Below are 1,624 nucleotides of genomic sequence, written 5' to 3' on the forward strand. Positions count from 1 at the left end.
GTAGTCGGCCGCGCGGCGGCGGCTGTACTCGATGCCGCCGCTGGCGTCGATCGCGGCCAGCACCTCGGGCATCGCGCTGGCGTCGCCCTGTTCGACGATCTGGCGCAGGCGCGCGCGGGTGGCGTCGTCGGCATGCGCCATGGCGTGGATCAGCGGCAGCGTGGCCTTGCCCTCGGCCAGGTCGTCGCCCAGGTTCTTGCCCAGGTCGGCGGCGTCGGCGGTGTAGTCGAGCACGTCGTCGGCGATCTGGAACGCATAGCCCAGCTGCATGCCGTAGTCGTACAGGCGCTCCTGCACCGCCTCGCTGGCACCGGAGGCCAGCGCGCCAAGCCGGGTGCCGGCGGCGAACAGCACCGCGGTCTTGCGCTCGATCACGCGCAGGTAGGCGGCTTCGTCGGTGTCCGGGTTGTGCACGTGCAGCAGCTGCAGCACCTCGCCCTCGGCGATGCGGTTGGTGGTGTCGGCCAGCAGTCGCATCACCGCCATGCTGTCCAGCTCCACCATCAGCTGGAAACTGCGCGAATACAGGAAGTCGCCGACCAGCACGCTGGGCGCGTTGCCCCACAGCGCATTGGCGGTGCTGCGGCCGCGGCGCAGGTCCGACTCGTCCACCACGTCGTCGTGCAGCAGGGTCGAGGTGTGGATGAATTCGATGATCGCCGCCAACTGGTGCTGCATCGGCCCGCCGGCGCCGCAGGCGCGGCCGGCCAGCACCACCAGCATCGGCCGCAGGCGCTTGCCGCCGGCGGAGACGATGTGGTCGGCGATCTGGTTGATCAGCACGACGTCCGAGGACAGGCGGCGGCGGATCAGGGCGTCCACCTCGGCCATGTCCGGCGCGGCGAGCATCTGGATCTGGGGCAGGCCCAGGGCGGAGCTGGGGGATTCGGCGATGCTCATGCGGACAGGACTGGAAACGTGCGCAAAGTATAGGCTGCGCGGCCACATCCGTCCCGTTGTGGGCCGGGGCAGGGGGCGGAGAGCTTGCCGTGCCTGGGTTTGCAGCGCCCGGCGGGAGGCGTGCCGGCAGGATTCCGACAGCCCAATGCGGCGTTTTCCGGGGCGCCCGCGGGCGCCTGGCGCAGGCCGGTCCGGCCCGGCGATGTTAGGATTGCTCCCCGAAATCTTCTTTACCGCTCTGCGTGCCCCCTGGCCGCGGAGACCCCAGACGGAAGCAGCTCATGGCCCGCGGCATCAACAAAGTCATCCTCGTCGGCAACCTCGGCAACGATCCCGACACCAAGTACACCCAGGCCGGCATGGCCATCACCCGCATCAGCCTGGCCACCACCAGCGTGCGCAAGGACCGCGACGGCAACCAGCAGGAACGCACCGAGTGGCATCGCGTGGTGTTTTTCGGAAAGCTCGGCGAGATCGCCGGCGAGTACCTGCGCAAGGGCAGCTCGGTCTACGTCGAAGGCTCGATCCGCTACGACAAGTACACCGGCCAGGACGGCGTGGAGAAGTACTCCACCGACATCGTCGCCGACGAGATGCAGATGCTCGGCGGCCGCGGCGAGGGCGGTGGCGGCGGCATGGGCGGCGGCGACCGTCCGCAGCGCTCGGCACCGCCGCGCCAGGAGCGCTCCGGCATGGGCGGTGGCGGCGGTGGTGGCGGCGGGCA

2 protein-coding genes are annotated in these 1,624 nt (G+C 70.3%); one reads left to right on the forward strand and one right to left on the reverse strand.

All coding sequences use genetic code 11. The features are described from left to right. The coding region (locus tag D183_RS0114980) for a polyprenyl synthetase family protein (protein ID WP_017909720.1) at positions 1–900 on the reverse strand (900 nt) is incomplete at its 3' end. A gap of 281 nt (positions 901–1,181) precedes the next feature. Here D183_RS0114980 and ssb point away from each other — a divergent pair. After that, the coding region (gene ssb, locus D183_RS0114985) for a single-stranded DNA-binding protein (protein WP_017909721.1) at positions 1,182–1,624 on the forward strand (443 nt) is incomplete at its 3' end.

The organism is Xanthomonas sp. SHU 199, from assembly GCF_000364665.1.
GTDB classification, from domain to species: domain Bacteria; phylum Pseudomonadota; class Gammaproteobacteria; order Xanthomonadales; family Xanthomonadaceae; genus Xanthomonas_A; species Xanthomonas_A sontii.